Genomic DNA, 16,389 nt, shown 5'->3' on the forward strand with positions numbered 1-16,389 from the left:
TTCAGCGCACGCCGTGCGGGCGGAACTGGATGCTGATGCGCGGCCCGGCGGCGCGGGTGCTCTTGGGGACGCAGTGCTCCCAGGTGCGCTGGCAGGAACCGCCCATCACGATCAGGTCGCCGTGGCCCAGCGGGCGGCGCACCGTGTCGCCGCCACCGGCCGCCGGGCGCAGCAGCAGGTCGCGGGGTGCGCCGACCGAGAGGATGGCGACCATCGTGTCCTGGCGTGCGCCCCGCCCGATCCGGTCGCCGTGCCAGGCGACGCTGTCCCGGCCGTCGCGGTAGTGGCACAGCCCGGCCGTGGTGAACGGCTCGCCCAGTTCCCCGGCGTAGTACGCGGACAGCGCGTCGCGCGCCTCGTCCAGCAGCGGGTGCGGGAGCGGGTCGCCCGCGCCGTAGAACGCGAGCAGCCGGGGTACGTCGACCACCTGGTCGTACATGGCCCGCCGCTCGGCGCGCCACGGGACGTCGGCGGCCAGCCGCTCGAACAGCGTGTCGGCGCCGCTGAGCCACCCGGGGAGCAGGTCGATCCAGGCTCCGGAGCCGAGGTGGGTGCGACGCAGTCCGGCGAGCGAGCCGAGGCGGACCTCGTCGGTCTGGTCGAAGAGCGAGCCCTGGAGGTGCGTGGTCATGGGACCAGCGTACTCCTGATTCGAAAATGTGTTCTAGAAGCTCGGCGGGCGCGGATCGGCGTGTGCGAGGCCTTTGGATACGTCGGTGCATCCGATACATTCGCGTATCGAACGGAGGGCGGGTGCGACCATGACGGCGAAGGCGACGACCGGGCGCGTGACCAGGCGGCGCGCGCACACCCGCGCGAAGCTCCTGGACGCGGCGTTCGCGGTGTTCGCCGCCAAGGGGTTCGGCCGGGTGTCGATCGAGGAGGTCTGCGAGGCGGCCGGATACAGCCGGGGCGCCTTCTACTCGAACTTCGACAGCCTCGACGAGCTGTTCTTCGCCCTCTACCGCGACCGGGCCGAGCTGATCGCGGACCAGGTCTCCGGCGCCCTCGCGCTCGACGGGCCGGACCTCGACGTCCCCGCCGCCGTCGACCGCGTCACCGCGGCGCTGCTCCTGGACCGGGACTGGCTCCTCGTGAAGACCGACTTCCTGGTGCACGCCGCCCGCGACCCGGCCGTGGCGCGAACCCTCCTGGAACACCGGGCACGCCTCAGGCGCGCGATCGCCGACCGGCTGGCCCGAGCCCGCGGACACACCGCCCTGCCCGCCGTACTGGGCGACACCGAGGGCGCCGCACACGCCGTGGTCGCCGCGTACGACGGCGTCACCACCCAGCTGCTCCTCGACCGGGACGTCGAGCACGCCCGCGCCTGGCTGGGACAACTGCTCACCGCGCTGCTCACCGACGGCAGCACTCGTCCACGACCTCGTCAATGAGCTCGTCCATCACACGGAACAGGAAGGGACGGTCGCCATGGATGCCGACGTCATCGTGGTCGGAGCGGGCCTCGCGGGCCTGGTCGCGGCCCACGAACTGACCAGCCGGGGCAGGAGGGTCGCCCTCGTCGACCAGGAGAACGCGGCCAACCTCGGCGGCCAGGCCTTCTGGTCCTTCGGCGGCCTCTTCCTCGTCGACTCCCCGGAGCAGCGCCGCCTCGGCGTCAAGGACTCCTTCGACCTGGCCTGGAACGACTGGCAGGGCAGCGCCGCCTTCGACCGGACCGAGGACGAAGACTCCTGGGCGGTGCGCTGGGCCAGGGCGTACGTCGAGTGGGCGGCGGGGGAGAAGCGGTCCTGGCTGGCCGGACACGGCGTCACCTTCCTGCCCACCGTCGGCTGGGCCGAGCGCGGCGACCTCAGGGCCGGCGGGCACGGCAACTCCGTGCCCCGCTTCCACATCGCCTGGGGCACCGGCACGGGCGTCGTCGAGCCGTTCGTGCGCCATGCCCGGCAGGCCGCGCGGGACGGGCTGCTCACCTTCCACCACCGGCACCGCGTCGACCATCTGGTCGTCGAGGGCGGCACCGCGCGCGGCGTGCGCGGCACGGTCCTCGCCGAGGACCACTCGCCCCGCGGCGTCGCCTCCAGCCGCGAGGCGGTCGGCGCGTTCGAACTCACCGCCCAGGCCGTGATCGTCACCTCCGGCGGCATCGGCGCCGACCACGACCTCGTCCGCCGCCACTGGCCCGAGCGCCTCGGTACCCCGCCCGCTCGGATGGTCACCGGAGTCCCCGCCTACGTCGACGGGCGGATGCTCGGCATCAGCGCCGAGGCGGGCGCACGCCTGGTCAACCGCGACCGGATGTGGCACTACACCGAGGGCGTGCGCAACTGGGAGCCGATCTGGCCCGGCCACGGCATCCGCATCCTGCCCGGACCGTCCTCGATGTGGTTCGACGCCCTCGGCCGCCGCCTGCCCGAGCCCTGCCTCCCCGGCTACGACACCCTCGGCACCCTCCGTCATCTGCGCACGGCCGAGGGCTTGGCGGGACACGACCACTCCTGGTTCATCCTCACCCAGAAGATCGTCGAGAAGGAGTTCGCGCTCTCCGGCTCGGAACAGAACCCCGACATCACCGCCAAGGACCGCGCCGGATTCCTGCGCGAACGCGTCCTCGGCAAGGGCGCACCCGGCCCCGTGGACGCCTTCCTGCGCAACGGCGCCGACTTCGTGACCGCGCCGAACCTGGAGCAGCTGGTCGACCGGATGAACGGGCTCACCGAGAAGCCGCTCCTGGACACCGCCCTGATCCGGCGTCAGATAGAGGCCCGCGACCTCCAGATGGCCAACCCCTACGCCAAGGACGCCCAGGTCCAGGGCATCCGCAACGCCCGCCGCTACATCGGCGACCGCCTCGGCCGGGTCGCGACCCCGCACCGCATCCTCGACCCGGCGGCCGGCCCGCTGATCGGCGTCAAGCTGCACATCCTCACCCGCAAGACCCTCGGCGGCATCCAGACCGACCTCGACTCCCGCGCCCTGGGCGCCGACGGCACGCCGGTCGACGGCCTCTACGCGGCGGGCGAGGTGGCCGGCTTCGGCGGCGGCGGGGTGCACGGCTACAACGCGCTGGAGGGCACCTTCCTCGGCGGCTGCCTCTTCTCCGGCCGGGCCGCCGGCCGGGCCGCGGCACGGCAGACCGCCTGAGGCCGCGCCGCCGACCGCCTCCTCACTCCTCGTCGAGGAGGCGGCGCAGCACGGAGGCGTGGCCCCGGTCGGGGGACTTGGACGCGGTCACCAGCGTCACCGGGCCCTTGCGTGCCAGCTCCCGGACGTGGTCGAGGAGCTTCGCCGGCTCCGGGGCGGCCAGCTCGGCCTGGTACCGCGCGGCGAACTCCTCGTACGAGCCCTCGCCCGCGTGGTACCACTGGCGCAACTCGGCCGACGGGGTCAGCTCCTTGGGCCACTCGTCCACGTGCGCCGCGTCCTTCGCCACCCCCCGCGGCCACAGCCGGTCCACGAGGACCCGCACGCCGTCGTCCGGCTCGGGCGGGTCGTAGATGCGGCGCACACGGACGCTCATGTCCGGTCCTTCCCACGGGGGACTGCGGTGCTGCGAGCCTACGTCGGCACCGGTGGGGCGGCGGCGGGGCGTGAGCCGTTCGGGTCGGGGCACCCACCCGCCGGCCACGCCCGTCCTCCGCACGGCACGGGCGTCAGCCGGACCGCCTGCGCGTGGCCTCGCGGCGCTTGAGTGCTCGGCGTTCCGTCTCGCCGGTGCCGCCCCAGACGCCGATGGACTGCCCCGTGTCGAGCGCCCATCGCAGACACTGCTCCTGGACCGGGCAGCGCCGGCAGACCGCCTTCGCCTGCTCGGTCTGCAACGCGGCCGGGCCGGTGGTGCCGATCGGGAAGAACAGATCGGGGTCCTCCGTGCGGCATGCGGCGTGCTCTCGCCAGTTGTCCATCAAAGTCACCTGCGATCGGTAGCGTTCGCGGTCTCGGGAATGCCTTGCTCTGTTTCGGGTGACCTGTCGACAGGGGGTGAAACCGGCGCCGTGCCTTGGGGCTTGGCGTGTTCCTACCGCCGCAGGGCCCCCGCCGCGGCCGTCACCACCGCGTCGGCCACCGTCGCCAGCGCCGGGGAGTCGAGCTTCCACTGCTGCCAGTACAGCGGTAGGTCCACCGCCAGCTCCGGGGCGAAGGCGACGAGTCGGCCGGAGCGCAGCAGCGGCTCCGCCTGCGGTTCGGGCACCATGCCCCAGCCGAGGCCCGCGGCGACGGCCTCGACGAAGCCCTCCGAGGTCGGCACGTAGTGCCGCGCGGCACTCGCTCCGCCCCGCCCGAGCCGGCGCACGAAGCCGTCCTGGAAGTCGTCCTGCCGGTCGAAGACCATCACCGGCGCCTCGACGAGCACCTCGCGCAGCGGACCGTCCAGATGCCGCGCGGCGAAACCGGGTTCGGCGCACGGGACGTACCGCATGTGTCCCAGGGCCCGGACGGTGCAGCCCGGCACGGGGTCGGGCGACGAGGTGACCGCGGCCATCACCACGCCCTCCCGCAGCAGGGCCGCCGTGTGGGCCTCGTCCTCGCGGCGCAGCTCGAAACAGAGTTGCGGTTCCCGGGGGACACGCGTGAGGGCGTCGAGGAACCAGGTAGCGAGCGAGTCGGCGTTGACGGCGATCGAGACCCGGGTCGGCTCCCCGGCCGCCCCGCTCAGCCCCAGTTCGGCGTACGCGTCCCGTTCCAGCCGGGCCACCTGGCGGGCGAGGCGCACCAGCACCGCGCCGGACTCCGTCGGTCGCACCGGCTTGGTGCGCAGCAGCAGTACGCGGCCGGTGCGCTGCTCCAGCGCCTTCACCCGCTGGCTCACCGCGGACGGCGTCACGTGCAGCGCGGCGGCGGCCGCGTCGAACGTGCCCTCGTCCACCACGGCCAGCAGGGTGCGTACCTGGTCGAGTGGAAGATCCGCGAACGCCGCCATGGCAATCCCTGTCACCATCCTGTCATCACGAGTGCTAAGGATACGTAAGAATCTTTAGCTGTACGTCCTGTGATCGGCCGCTTAGCGTCAAGGGCATGACCAACGCCCTCAGCGCCGCGGCCGCCGGCTTCGGCACCGGCCTCTCGCTCATCGTCGCCATCGGCGCCCAGAACGCCTTCGTCCTGCGTCAGGGGATCCGCCGCGAAGCGGTCCTCGCCGTCGTCGGGATCTGCGCCCTGTCCGACGCCCTGCTCATCAGCCTCGGCGTCGGCGGGGTCGGCGCGGTGGTGGTGGCCTGGCCGGGTGCGCTGACCGCGATCGGCTGGATCGGCGGCGCCTTCCTGCTCTGCTACGGCGCCCTGGCCGCCCGGCGCGTGTTCCGGCCGGCCGGCGCGCTGCGGGCGGACGGCGACGCCGCGACCTCGCGCCGGCGGGCGGTCCTCACCTGCCTGGCGCTGACCTGGCTCAACCCGCACGTCTATCTCGACACCGTGTTCCTGCTGGGTTCGGTCGCCGCCGACCGGGGCTCGCTGCGCTGGACGTTCGGCCTGGGGGCCGCGGTCGCGAGCCTGTGCTGGTTCGCCGCGCTCGGCTTCGGCGCCCGCCACCTCGGCCGTTTCCTCGCCCGGCCCGTGGCCTGGCGGGTGCTCGACGGGCTGGTCGCCGCCACCATGATCGTCCTCGGGGTCACCCTCGTCGCCGGGGCCTGAGGAGACGCTCGAACGCGGCTGCGACACTGTTCCCCGCAACCGAAAGATGTAACGAGCACGTAGGAAGCGCGTGGACACCAGCGAGAGCAGCGGCGAGCGCAGCAGCGACGGCAGCACAGCGAGCGGCAGTGAAACCGGGTCGAAGGACCCCGTCGCCGACGGGGCCCCGCGGCGCGGCCTGCGCCGTTGGGCCATGGACACCCGCCCCCTGCGCCGCCCGGCCTACCGCAGGCTGTGGTCCTCGACCATCGTCACGGCCGTCGGCAGCCAGCTCACCGCGGTCGCCGTGCCCAAGCAGATCTACGACATCACCGGCTCCTCGGCCTGGGTGGGGGCCGCGAGCCTCGCGGGTCTGCTGCCGCTGATCGTGTTCGCGCTCTGGGGCGGCGCGGTCGCCGACACCATGGACCGCCGCAAGCTGCTGCTGATCACCAACGTCGGCATCGCGGTGACCTCGCTGCTCTTCTGGCTCCAGGCGGTCACCGGCCTCGAGTCGGTGGCCGCCCTGATGTTCCTGCTCGCCCTGCAGCAGGCCTTCTGGGGCCTGAACGCGCCGGCCCGCAACGCCTCCATCGCCCGCCTGGTCCCCGAGGAGGAACTCCCCGCCGCGAACGCGCTCGGCTCGACCGTCATGCAGACCGGGCAGGTCGTCGGCCCGCTGCTCGCCGGGGCCCTGATTCCCGTCGTCGGCCTGCCCGAGCTGTACCTGATCGACGCCCTGGCCCTGTGCGTCACCGTGTGGGCGGTGTACAGGCTGCCCGCCCTGCCGCCCCTCGCGGGCACCGCGGCCCGGCGCGCGGGCGTGCGCGAGGTCGTGGCCGGCTTCCGGTACATCGCCGGGCACAAGGTGCTGCTGCTGTCCTTCCTGGCCGACATCGTCGCCATGGTCCTGGGCATGCCGCGCGCTGTTCCCGCAACTCGCGGCCGAGACGTACGCCCCCTACGGCGAAGGACTCGCCCTCGGCCTGCTGTTCGCGGCGATCCCGGTCGGCGCGGTGGCCGGCGGGCTGTTCTCCGGCACCTTCTCCCGGGCGCGCCGCCACGGCTGGATGGTGATCGGCGCGGTCGTCGTCTGGGGCGCCGCCGTCACCGGCTTCGGACTGAGCGACAGCCTGTGGCTCGCGGTGGCGTTCCTGGCGGTGGCGGGCGTCGCCGACATGGTCTCCATGGTGTTCCGCGGGGCGATCCTCCTCTCCGCCGCGACCGACGAGATGCGCGGGCGCATGCAGGGCGTCTTCACCGTCGTCGTGGCGGGCGGCCCGCGCCTGGCCGACGTGCTGCACGGCGGCGCGGGCTCCGCCTTCGGCGCGCGGGAGGCGGTGGCCGGCGGCGGGCTGCTCGTCGTGGTGGTCATGCTGGCCCTGGCGGCGGCGACGCCGGCGCTGCGCCGCTACCGGGTCTGACGGCGCCGACGGCGCCTCACAGCGCGCCGCGCCCGTGCAGCGCGTAGTGCTCCATGAGCCGGCCCCTGGTGGTCTCCAGCCGGTGCGCGAGGATCTCGGCGACCGTCCGCACCAGGACGATGCCCAGCTGCGGGTCCTCCTCGCACAGGGTGAGCACCGAGGTGGCGTCGAACTCGTAGGCGCGCACCGGACTGAAGGCCTCGGCGCCGAAGTCCCACTCGTAGGGCGGGAACAGCCAGGACCAGCCGAGCAGGTCGCCCACGCCCAGGCTGGCGACCGTGACCCGCTGCAGGGACGTCACCTGCTGGGTCAGGGAGACGGCGCCGGAGCGGATGACCCAGAAGCGGTCGGCCCGGCCGCCCGCCTCGAAGATGCGGGCGTCCTCCGCGAAGGAGACCTCCCGGGCGAGTGCCGTCAGGCGTTCGCGCTGCGGCGGGGGGAGGGCGGTCAGCAGTTTGATCGCTTTGGTCATGGCACGGGGCTCCTCACCGGTGCGGCGGTTCCGGGGCTTTCCCTATGCCCATTTCAGTCGCTGTCGGCACCCTGAGCACCTCGGCGGACCGCAGTTCCTGTACGGATCGCGTGCCGGATCCGGGGGCGGCGGTACGCGGGCGTGAAAAAGCCCTGGCTGGACGGGGGAAGCCAGCCAGGGCCGTGAGCGGTGACGTACGAAGGACGCTCGGTCGACTCCGTCGCCACGTATGAATGAACGCTAAACCATCTTTGGGGGTTCCGTGAAACCGGGGGCGGGGTACGTGATCCGATTCACGTGGCGACGACCCTGACCGTCGCCAGTTCGGGATCGCTCGGGTCCGGGAGGTACATGCCGGCCTCCAGGCCGCTGCGCAGATACCGCAGGACGGGCCCGGTCAGCCGCTCACCGGGCAGGACGGCCGGGATGCCCGGCGGATACGGCGTGATCATCTCCGCCGCGACGCGCCCGGCGGCCCGGTCGAGCGGCACGTCCTCGGTGGGCCCGAAGAACGCGTCACGCGGCAGTGCCACCTGCGGCATCCGCAGGTCGGACGGCGAGGGCACCGCCACGCGCGGGGCGGTGCCGAGGCCCGGCGCGGCGCGCGCGAGGTCCTTGAGCGCGGCGAGGAGCTCGCCGGTGGTCTCCCGGTCGTCGCCGTGGGTGATCTGCGCGCCGATGCGGCGGTGGTCGGTCAGGTGCGCGACCAGACTCCGCTGCTCGCGCAGCCAGTCGGCCGCCTGGAAGCCCGACACGCCGAGCCCGGCGAGGTCGATGACGACGGGCAGCGGATCGAAGCCGTGGGCCAGCCCCGGGCCGCAGAAGTCGTCCCGGTCGTTGACGTGCATCCCGTCGATCTGCTCGACGGCGGCGCGGACGTCGGCCGCGAGCTCCAGCGCGCCGCCCATGAGCGCGTGGCCGTGCAACGCCATCTGACGGCGCCAGCCGTCCAGCCCGGCGAAGATCAGCGACGAGGGGCTGGTGGTGCCCAGCAGGTCCGCCCGCATCCCGAGCAGCTTCGGGGGGACCAGGTCACCGCGCAGATGGAACACCGAGCCCTGCTCCAGACCACTGCCCATCTTGTGGATGCTGGTCACGCAGATGTCGGCGCCCGCGTCCATCGCCCAGGACGGCAGCTCGGGGTGGAAGGGCAGGTGCGCGCCCCAGGCCTCGTCGACGATCAACGGCGCCGAGCGCCGGTGGCAGACCTCGGCGACGGCCCGCAGGTCGGCGCTCGCGCCGTACGGCGTCGGGCTGGTGACCAGGGCGCCCCTGGCGTCGGGATGGGCGGCGAACGCCTTCTCGAACTCCTCGGCGGACGGCGGATGGGCCAGATGCCGCTCGGCGTCCCAGCACGGCTCGACCCAGACCGGCTCGATGCCGGACAGGATCAGTCCGGAGACGACGGACTTGTGGGCGTCGCGGCCGACCAACAGCTTCTCGTGCGGCCCCGCGACCGCCAGCATCGCCGCCTTCACCGACAGGGAGCTCCCGCACGTCGAGAAGAACGTGTGATCGGCGTGCACGGCGTCGGCCATCAGCTCCTGGGCCCGCTGCAGCACCCGCCCCCGGGTGAGCCGGTCGTCGAGCCCGCCCGTCGCCAGCACGTCACCGTAGAAGACGGCGTCGCCCAGCACCTCACGCACCGCCGGGTCGGCACCCCGTGCCTGTTTGTGCCCCGGCGGCGTGAACGACAGCCGTCCCTCACGGCGGTATTCGACAAGTGCTTCCAGAACCGGTGCTCGGGTGTGGTCGGCGCTCATGCCGACCCGGTTCCCCGACGCGACCGCGTCATTCCGTTCGCCGGCCGGGGGTGAGCACCTCGTCCAGCACCCGCAGGACGGCCTCGTAGGCCATCGTTCGCACGGCGGCCGCCCGGGAGCCCTCCGGGTCGGTCGGCCGCAGTTCCTCTTCCCGCGCCCGCCAGGTCCGCTCCTGTTCCACCGCGCAGGCCCTCGCGCGGTGCATGCGGCGCAGCAGTTCGTCCGAGTCCACAACATCCGTCATGTACTCCGCGTACCCCGGCCCGGCGCCCGGATGGCCGTCGGGCCGGACGAAGGGCCGGAGGTTTGGGCGCACCGGGAGAGGTGAGCCGGAAGTGGTCCGGCCCATCTCACCGACGAGGGAGCTGACGGATGCGCGACAGGCACACGAGCCAACCCGTCGCCGAGCAGTGCGGCGCGGACCGGGGCCGGCGGCACCGGCCGTGCAGGCCCGCCGAGGCACGCAGAACCGTCGAACGCGTCGTCGCCGCGTGCTGCGGCGCCGACGGGCACGCCTCGTGCGACGCGGGCGCCCTGTCGGACGCCGTGCTCGTCGCCTCGGAACTGACCACCAACGCGATCCTGCACGGCGGCGGCATCACCGACTTCCAGGTCGACGTCGTCGGCCCGGGGGTGCGTCTGTCGGTGTGCGACCGCAGCCGCGAACTTCCGGTGGCCGTGCCGCGGACCGACGCCGAGGGCCGCCGTCGCGTCGGCGGCCGGGGCTGGCCGATCGTCTGCCGGCTGGCGTGTGACGTATGCGTGGCAGATCTTCCGTCGGGAGGCAAGCGCATCACCGTGGTCGTTCCGCTGTTCTGAGTACTTTTCGAGAAGCGGAGTTTGTCCCCCCGGGGCGGGGGCAGTCGCAAGTTCGTGCTTCGGACCGGAGGCGCAGCAGCGGGAGCGGTATGACTGCTCCGGCGCTCCGGGCGACCCGGACAGCGCCGTTCCCGCGGAATGTCCCCTGAGACCCCGTTCAGGAGCGAATCCGCATGCTCATCGAAACACCCACCGTCCGTTCCGGCCGTCCCGGTACCCCCGAGTCCACCGATGCCACCGCCGCTCCCGTCCGTCGTCGGCACGACGACGCCCCCGACACCATGGCGCTGTTCGGCCGGCTGGCCGGCCTCGAGGACGGACCGGAACGCGACGCCGTCCGCGACGAACTCGTCACGGCCTGGCTGCCCATGGCCCACCGCATCGCCGGGAGGTTCCGGGACCGCGGCGAGTCCATCGAGGACCTGCGGCAGGTCGCGGCGCTCGGCCTGGTGAAGGCCATCGACCGCTTCGACCCGGAGCGGGGAGCCTTCGAGAGCTACGCCGTGCCCACCATCACCGGCGAGGTCAAGCGTCACTTCCGAGACCGGATGTGGGCCCTGCGGGTGCCCCGCCGGGTCCAGGAACTGCGCAACAAGGTGCGCGTCGCGCGGCGCGAGCTCACCCAGAGCCCGGGCAGCCCCGAACCCTCCGTGGCCGCACTCGCCGCCCACACCGGGCTGACCGAGGACGAGGTCAGCGCCGGGATGGAGGCACTGGAGAGCTTCAGCACCCTGTCGCTGGACGCCGAACTGTCGGCCGGCGACGACGGCTACAGCCTCGCCGACACCCTCGGCTCGCTCGACTCGTCGTACGACACCGTGATCGACCGCGAGTCCGCCAAGGAGGGCCTGCGCAGGCTGCCCGAACGCGAGCGCGCCATTCTCTACATGCGCTTCTTCGAGGACATGACGCAGAGCCGTATCGCCGACCACCTGGGCATCTCGCAGATGCACGTCTCGCGGCTCATCAGCCGCAGCTGCGCCCGGGTGCGCGACGAGGCGATGGGACAGCGGACGGGCCACCGGCGCACCGGCCGGCCGGTGCGCACCTGACGGACGGCCCGGGCGGCGACGCCACAGGGCGGGTCAGGGAGGGAAACCCAGGGAGGGGAGATCCAGATGGACGCACGTGTCATGGCCCGCACCGGCCGCAGCCGGGCCCGGCGGGCGGCGAACGGATCCGCCGCCGAGGGGGCGGCCCGGGCGGGCCTCACCGCTCGAGGCGTGATCTACCTGCTGGTCGGCGTCCTGGCCCTGCAGATCGCCTTCGGGACCGGAAACCGGCAGGCGGACCGGGGCGGCGCCCTGGCCGAGCTGGCGGACAAGCCGTTCGGGGCCGTACTGCTGTGGGCGCTCGGTCTCGGGCTCGTCGGCATGGCCCTGTGGCGGCTGTCCGAGGCGCTGTTCGGCGCCACGGGCAAGGACGGGCACACGGCGAAGAAGCGACTGCCGGCCGCGGCCCGCTGTGTCTTCTACGCGTTCGTCGCCTACTCCGTCCTGGCCTTCGCGACCGGCTCCGGAAGCAACGGCTCCAGTGACCGGCAGTCCCGGGACGTCACGGCACGGGTGATGGAGATGCCCGCCGGGCGGTGGATCGTGGGGATCGCCGGCGCCGGGATCGTCGTCGCCGGAGTGGTGATCGGCGTCCAGGCGCTGCGCCGCAGCTACCGCAGGAAGCTGAAGCTCGGCGCGCTCGACGCCCGGGCCCGGCGGCTGCTCGACGTCACCGGTGTCGGCGGCGGTGCCGCGCGCGGGATCGTGTTCGCGGCGGCGGGCGCCTTCGCGGTGCGGGCGGCGGTCGACTACCGGCCCGACCGGGCCAAGGGGCTCGACGACACCCTCCGCTCCTTCGCCGACACCCCCCTCGGCCCCTGGCTGCTGGTCTGCGTCGCCGCGGGGCTCGTGCTCTTCGGCGTGTTCTCCTTCGCCCTCGCACGATGGCGCAGGGTCTGAGCCGCGCGGCACGGGGAACACGGGGCGCATGAACGAACACGAGATTCCTCCGCCGGACGGACGTCCCGTGGACGTCTACCTCGACCTCCTGCGCATCCGCATGGAGACCGACGACTACCAGCTGCTGCTCAGCGTGGTGGAACCCGTCCTCCAGGCCATCGACGAGCACCAGATGCCCACCATCGACTTCTCCCTGGACGGCGACAACGCCGAGGCCCTGCCCCAGGAGATCCGGGACGAGGCCGCGCTGGTCATCGCCACCGCGGTCACCGGCCGGCTGGACAACGAGGTCGTCGAGATCAGCACCGACGAGACCGGCCCCGTCCGGGTCGTCACCGATGCCGCCACCGCCTCCGACCCCGAACGGCTCGGCGAGATCGCCGACTACCTCAAGGAACGCCACCGGCAGAACGAGGAACTGCGCGGCATCGCCGAGGCCAGCGGTCTGCCCAGCGACTTCTGACCGTCACCGCTGAGGCGTCCTGACGGGCACGTCCAGCGGCCGGGCCAGACCCACCACCGCCTCGTCCAGCCGCTCCAGGTGCCGCAGTACCCGGCCCGTGATACGGCCGTACCGCGGCACCCCGGCGGCGTCCGGCTGCAACAGCGAGGCGATGCTCGGGCCGGTCTCCACCTCGGTCTGCGCGTCCTTGTCGGCGACGCGCGCGGCGATCGCCTCGATGTTGCGCACCGTGCGCCGCACCGCCCCGCGCAGCCGGGGGTCGGCCGCGATCGAGGGGTGCGTGGGCAGCAGCTCCGCCGTCGCGGCCAGCGACCGCGCGTGGTAGGCGCAGGTCTCCAGCAGCGCGACCACGTACTGGGCCGTGTCGCGCCGGGCCCGCAACGGCGTGATCGGATGCGTGAGCGGCTGGGTGGCGGCACGCAGGTCGCCCAGCGCCTGGTCCAGCTCCCGCGCCGTGTCCAGCAGGTCGGCGGCGGGCCCGCCGCTGAGCTGGTCGACGGCGCCCTCGGTGACGTCCGTGAGCCGCTCCAGCACCGTGCCGAGCAGTTCGTTCGTCCGCCGGTCGGTGCGTATCGGCAGTACCAGTGCCGCCGCGACGATTCCGCAGGCGGCGCCGAGTGCCGTCTCCTCGATGCGCAGCAACAGCACCGACAGGCTGTAGGTGTGCAGCAGCGTGTACAGCAGCCCGAGCATCGCGGTGACGAAGAACGACATCAGCGTGTACGACAGCGGAGCCGTGTAGAACATCGCGAAGATGAGCACCAGCACCAGCCCGAACGCGGTCCAGGTGTGGTTCCCGACCAGGCCGGCCAGCACGATGCCGGCCACGGCCCCGAGCACGGTGCCCAGCAGACGGCGGTAGCCCTTGACCAGGATCTCGCCGGTGGACGTGGTGTTGATGAAGACGATCCAGCAGGTGAGGACCGCCCAGTACCAGCGCTGCGTGGACAGGAACTCCCCGCCGACGATGGCCAGCGAGGACCCCACGGCGACCTGCACCGCCGCCCGCGTGGTGGGCCGCCGCAGCCCGGTGGGCTCCGTCTCCGGCGTACTCTCCTCGCCCGCGTCGATGGCGGCGTCCTCGGCGTCCAGCTCCTCGCGAGAGCGGGTGGTCGCCGGCGTGTCGTCCGACTCGTCCTGCGGCCCGTCCAGGGCGATCCTGAGGCCCATGACCGCACGTGCGGTCTCACCGATGCCGCGGAACACGTCCTGCACGGCCGGTGTCGCCTCGGGCAGGTTCTCCTCGTCGCGGTAGCCCAGGAGCCGGTTGCGCAGATGGGACAGCGCGGTACCGCGGGCCTCGGCGGGCGGACGCAGCACCAGGGTGCGCAGCGCCCCGAGATCGCGGCGCAGGGTCTCCGTGGCCTCACCGGGCGCCGGTGAGCGTCCCACCGAGGGGGCCGGCGCGCCCGGCAGATGCAGGGTCAGGGTGTCGGCCCGCTCGGCGCTGCGCGCGGTCAGCAGCAGCAGGCCCAGCCGCTCCGCGGCGATCTCGGCGTCCGCGATGCGCCGCTGCACCAGCCGCGCCGTGGACTCGTCGGGCGTGCCGTCCTCCAGCCGGGACTGGATCATCAGCGCCGTCTCGTGCAGCCGCGCGGTGCCCTCGCGCAGGTGCTCCAGCGTCCTGTCGATCTCCTGCGGACCGGCGTCCAGCAGATCGATCTGGGCGGAGATCAGCTGGGCCAGCCGGGCCCGGAAGGCCTGCCGCAGCCGTTGCAGGACGCCCGCCGGCGTGGCCGGTACGACCCCGAAGCGCACCACCGCGCTGCACACGAACGCCACGGCGATGGCGCCCCACAGCCCCGGCAGCACCGACACCTTCGCGCCGACGAACAGGGACAGGAAGTAGACCTGGAAGCCGATCAGGCCGAGGGCGGTACCTCGGTCGCCGAACCGGCGGACGAAGACGGCGCAGAAGATCAGGACGACGAAGAAGACGTCACCGATGACGACCCGCGAGGTGAGCAGCGCGCTGAGCGACACCGACGCCAGCGCGACGGGCAGGCCCAGCGCCAGCGTGACGGCCTGCGGGCCGCGCTCCTTCTCCCGGATGGCGAAGGTGGCCACCATCGCCGTCATGGCACCCGCCACCAGATGGGTGACGTCCGCTCCGGCCACGGCGAGTACCGCCAGCGTCAGGGCGATGGCGCCCACCGTCCGCAGGCCCGCCGTCAGCCGCAGCAGCCCGGGATCGGACGCGGCGACGCGGTCCCGCAGTCGTGTCCGCACCGCGCGCCCCGCTGCCTTCACGCCGCCGTACACTCCCGATTCACAGCCGATTCCCGGCCGGTTCGCGCCGAGATCCACTTGTCAGCATGTCATGCCGCGCACCGGCCCCCGACGTGGGGTCACTGCGCCGCCCGGCCCGCCCCCTCGACCTGCTCGCGCACCTGCTCCGGCGTCAGGTACGCGTCGGTGTACTCGAAGTCCCGCAGCTTGGCCGGCTTGCGCGCCTGGAAACCGGTGCGCACGAAATCGTCCCCGGCGACCGCGTTGAGCGCCCAGTTGGTCGCCACCCGGGCCTTGGCCACGCCCGTGCGCAGCGCCGACCAGTGGTAGCCGCGCGCCACCGCCTGGGCGGGCAGGCCCTTCAGCTCGACGCCCAGCGGCTTGGAGACCGCGTCGGTGCCACCGAGGTCGACGACCAGACCCAGGTCCTTGTGCACGTACGGCCGCATCGGCTGGTTGCGCAGGGTGGCGATGAGGTTCTCGGCGACGTGCCGGCCCTGCCGCATCGCGTGCTGGGCGGTGGGCGGGCAGACGGCGCCCGCCTGGCCCTTGGCGAGGTCGGGGACGGCGGCGGAGTCGCCGAGCGCGAACACGCCGTCGTGGTTCGGCAGACACATCTCGGCGGTGACCGCGAGCCGCCCCTTGACCGTCTCCGCGCCCAGCGTGGCGATGAGCGGGCTCGCGACCACCCCGGCCGTCCAGATCAGCGTACGGGTGGGCACCACCCGGCCGTTGGTGAAGGTGACCTCCTCGGGGCCGGCCTTGTCGATGGACACGCCCAGGGAGATCTCGATGCCGCGCCGCGTCAGGACCTCCTGCGCGTCACGGCCGAGCTTCTCGCCCAGCTCGGGCATCAGCTTCGGGGCGATGTCGATCAGATGCCACTTGATCAGGCTCGGGTCGAGCCGGTTGTAGCGCTTGACGGCCGCATGCGTCAGCCGCTGCAGACAGGCGGCCGTCTCGGTGCCCGCGTAACCGCCGCCGACCACCACGAACTGCAGCCGGGAGGCGCGCTCCACCGGGTCCTGGCTCGCGTCGGCCAGGTCCAGCTGTGAGATGACGTGGTCACGGATGTACGCGGCCTCCGCCAGCGTCTTCATGCCGAACGCGTGGTCGGTGAGCCCCGGGATGTCGAAGGTGCGGGTGATGCTTCCGGGGGCCAGCACGATGTAGTCGTACGGCTCGTTGACGATCTGGTCGGTGATGGTGCGCACCACGCAGACCTTGGCCTTGAGATCGACCCCGATCGCGCCGCCGGGGATGATCCGGGTCCGGTACTTGCTGCTGCGGCGCAGGGACAGCGCGATCGACTGGGGCGTCAGCACCCCGGAGGCGACCTGGGGCAGCAGCGGCAGATAGAGCTGGTAGGAGAACGGTGTCACCAGGGTGACGTCGGCTTCGGCGGGGGAGAGCTTCCGCTCCAGACGGCGGACGCACTCCACGCCGGCGAAACCTGCGCCGACCACCAGGATCCTGGGTCGTGTCACGGTGTTCATCCCTTTCTGCGGCTCCGGGCGGTCTGCCGCGAACGCCCTTCGCCTGCCCGTGGATCGCCGCTTCGCACCTCGACGATCCCACCGCGCCCACGGCGATCCGGCGAGCCGGACGCGGCAGGCAGGCGACACGTGCTGATCACCACCATGCCCCGTCCGGGCCCGGAGCGCACCGGGCGGGAGGGAACAACCCGAACCTC

General features: G+C 72.9%; 16 protein-coding genes and 1 pseudogene. 8 read left to right on the forward strand and 9 right to left on the reverse strand.

Going from position 1 to position 16,389, the window contains the following annotated elements:
- Window position 1: 1 nt before the first annotated feature.
- Window positions 2-631 (reverse strand): alpha-ketoglutarate-dependent dioxygenase AlkB, encoded by a 630-nt coding sequence (locus tag ACIGO6_RS34670; RefSeq protein WP_399883369.1) that lies wholly within the window; start codon window positions 629-631, stop codon window positions 2-4.
- Window positions 632-761: 130 nt separating this feature from the next.
- On the opposite strand from ACIGO6_RS34670, the gene ACIGO6_RS34675 reads away from it, so the two are divergent.
- Window positions 762-1,397, forward strand: a complete 636-nt coding sequence (locus ACIGO6_RS34675) for a TetR/AcrR family transcriptional regulator (protein ID WP_399883370.1) — start codon at window positions 762-764, stop codon at window positions 1,395-1,397.
- A gap of 37 nt (window positions 1,398-1,434) precedes the next feature.
- A complete protein-coding gene (locus tag ACIGO6_RS34680) occupies window positions 1,435-3,108 on the forward strand; it encodes an FAD-binding dehydrogenase (RefSeq protein WP_399883372.1) in 1,674 nt (557 codons plus the stop codon).
- 22 nt (window positions 3,109-3,130) lie between these two features.
- Here ACIGO6_RS34680 and ACIGO6_RS34685 read toward each other — a convergent pair whose 3' ends face one another.
- From ACIGO6_RS34685 to ACIGO6_RS34695, 3 genes are all read right to left on the reverse strand, one after another.
- Window positions 3,131-3,484, reverse strand: coding sequence for a DUF488 domain-containing protein (locus tag ACIGO6_RS34685; protein ID WP_399883374.1), 354 nt, complete (start codon window positions 3,482-3,484; stop codon window positions 3,131-3,133).
- Between the two features lie 133 nt (window positions 3,485-3,617).
- The gene (locus ACIGO6_RS34690) at window positions 3,618-3,869 is read right to left on the reverse strand and encodes a WhiB family transcriptional regulator (protein ID WP_399883376.1); all 252 of its coding nucleotides are present in this window, start codon (window positions 3,867-3,869) and stop codon (window positions 3,618-3,620) included.
- Window positions 3,870-3,982: 113 nt separating this feature from the next.
- Entirely contained in the window at window positions 3,983-4,903 is a 921-nt protein-coding gene (locus ACIGO6_RS34695) for a LysR family transcriptional regulator ArgP (protein WP_399883378.1), read from the reverse strand.
- A gap of 77 nt (window positions 4,904-4,980) precedes the next feature.
- Between ACIGO6_RS34695 and ACIGO6_RS34700 the strand changes: the two genes are divergently transcribed.
- Window positions 4,981-5,595, forward strand: coding sequence for a LysE/ArgO family amino acid transporter (locus tag ACIGO6_RS34700; protein ID WP_399883380.1), 615 nt, complete (start codon window positions 4,981-4,983; stop codon window positions 5,593-5,595).
- 70 nt (window positions 5,596-5,665) lie between these two features.
- Window positions 5,666-6,998: pseudogene (locus ACIGO6_RS34705) on the forward strand (MFS transporter).
- A 16-nt stretch (window positions 6,999-7,014) separates the two neighbouring features.
- On the opposite strand, the gene ACIGO6_RS34710 reads toward ACIGO6_RS34705, so the two are convergent.
- The 3 genes from ACIGO6_RS34710 to ACIGO6_RS34720 all read right to left on the reverse strand — a co-directional run bounded on the left by ACIGO6_RS34710 (window position 7,015) and on the right by ACIGO6_RS34720 (window position 9,477).
- Window positions 7,015-7,470: a cyclic nucleotide-binding domain-containing protein gene (locus ACIGO6_RS34710; protein WP_399883382.1), complete on the reverse strand. Its 456-nt coding sequence runs from the start codon at window positions 7,468-7,470 to the stop codon at window positions 7,015-7,017.
- Between the two features lie 293 nt (window positions 7,471-7,763).
- Entirely contained in the window at window positions 7,764-9,233 is a 1,470-nt protein-coding gene (locus tag ACIGO6_RS34715; RefSeq protein WP_399883384.1) for an aminotransferase class I/II-fold pyridoxal phosphate-dependent enzyme, read from the reverse strand.
- 28 nt (window positions 9,234-9,261) lie between these two features.
- Window positions 9,262-9,477, reverse strand: a complete 216-nt coding sequence (locus ACIGO6_RS34720) for a hypothetical protein (protein ID WP_399883386.1) — start codon at window positions 9,475-9,477, stop codon at window positions 9,262-9,264.
- Window positions 9,478-9,605: 128 nt separating this feature from the next.
- Between ACIGO6_RS34720 and ACIGO6_RS34725 the strand changes: the two genes are divergently transcribed.
- The 4 genes from ACIGO6_RS34725 (at window position 9,606) to ACIGO6_RS34740 (ending at window position 12,467) form a co-directional block, all read left to right on the forward strand.
- Window positions 9,606-10,052, forward strand: a complete 447-nt coding sequence (locus ACIGO6_RS34725) for an ATP-binding protein (RefSeq protein ID WP_399883388.1) — start codon at window positions 9,606-9,608, stop codon at window positions 10,050-10,052.
- 173 nt (window positions 10,053-10,225) lie between these two features.
- Entirely contained in the window at window positions 10,226-11,104 is an 879-nt protein-coding gene (locus tag ACIGO6_RS34730; RefSeq protein WP_399883390.1) for a SigB/SigF/SigG family RNA polymerase sigma factor, read from the forward strand.
- A 66-nt stretch (window positions 11,105-11,170) separates the two neighbouring features.
- Window positions 11,171-12,004 carry a DUF1206 domain-containing protein gene (locus ACIGO6_RS34735; protein ID WP_399883392.1) on the forward strand — a complete coding sequence of 278 codons (834 nt, stop codon included), beginning with the start codon at window positions 11,171-11,173 and terminating at the stop codon, window positions 12,002-12,004.
- Between the two features lie 28 nt (window positions 12,005-12,032).
- A complete protein-coding gene (locus tag ACIGO6_RS34740) occupies window positions 12,033-12,467 on the forward strand; it encodes a hypothetical protein (protein WP_399883394.1) in 435 nt (144 codons plus the stop codon).
- Window positions 12,468-12,470: 3 nt separating this feature from the next.
- Here the strand turns inward: ACIGO6_RS34740 and ACIGO6_RS34745 are convergent, their stop codons facing one another.
- Together ACIGO6_RS34745 and ACIGO6_RS34750 are read right to left on the reverse strand one after the other, a co-directional pair.
- Window positions 12,471-14,717: an FUSC family protein gene (locus tag ACIGO6_RS34745; RefSeq protein WP_399883396.1), complete on the reverse strand. Its 2,247-nt coding sequence runs from the start codon at window positions 14,715-14,717 to the stop codon at window positions 12,471-12,473.
- A 98-nt stretch (window positions 14,718-14,815) separates the two neighbouring features.
- On the reverse strand, window positions 14,816-16,192 hold the full coding sequence (locus ACIGO6_RS34750; RefSeq protein ID WP_399883398.1) for an NAD(P)/FAD-dependent oxidoreductase: 1,377 nt from the start codon (window positions 16,190-16,192) through the stop codon (window positions 14,816-14,818).
- Window positions 16,193-16,389: the final 197 nt, after the last annotated feature.

It is taken from the genome of Streptomyces sp. NPDC053750 (genome assembly GCF_044544295.1).
Classification (GTDB): domain Bacteria; phylum Actinomycetota; class Actinomycetes; order Streptomycetales; family Streptomycetaceae; genus Streptomyces.